The 512-nt window shown below is 69.7% G+C and carries 1 protein-coding gene; it reads right to left on the reverse strand.

Translation table 11 applies throughout. From position 1 onward, the window contains the following. The coding region (locus KHC28_RS24055) for an integrase core domain-containing protein (RefSeq protein ID WP_214010931.1) at positions 1-512 on the reverse strand (512 nt) is incomplete at both ends.

Below are 512 nucleotides of genomic sequence, written 5' to 3' on the forward strand. Positions count from 1 at the left end.
GGTCGAGGGTGTAGTCGATCGGCCAAGCCTCGATGATCCGCCGCGCCTCGATGATCCGCCGCGCCTCGGCAAGCGAGGTGAAGGCGTGCTCATTGAGGCACTCGTCACGCAGACGGCCGTTGAAGTTCTCCACGACGGCGTTCTGGATTGGCTTGCCCGGGGCGATGTAGTGCCATTCGAGGGCGGCTCCCTCGCAGAAGCCGAGGATCGCCCGGCCGACCAGCTCGGTGCCGTTGTCGGAGACGATCATGCAGGGCCGGCCGCGGCGGATGATGACCTTGTTGAGTTCGCGCACGCCGGGGGCGCCGGAGAGCGAGGTGTCCACCACCGCTGCCAGGCATTCGCGGGTGAAGCCGTCGACGATGTTCAGCCCCCGGAAGCGCCGGCCGTCATTCAGGGCATCGGACACGAAGTCGAGGCTCCAGCGCTGGTTCGTTCCCTGCGGGACGGCCGCCGGCGCCCGGGTGCCGAGCGCTCGCTTGCGCCCGCCGCGCCGGCACACCACGAGCCGC

The sequence above is a fragment of the Ancylobacter sonchi genome (assembly GCF_018390695.1).
GTDB lineage: Bacteria > Pseudomonadota > Alphaproteobacteria > Rhizobiales > Xanthobacteraceae > Ancylobacter > Ancylobacter sonchi.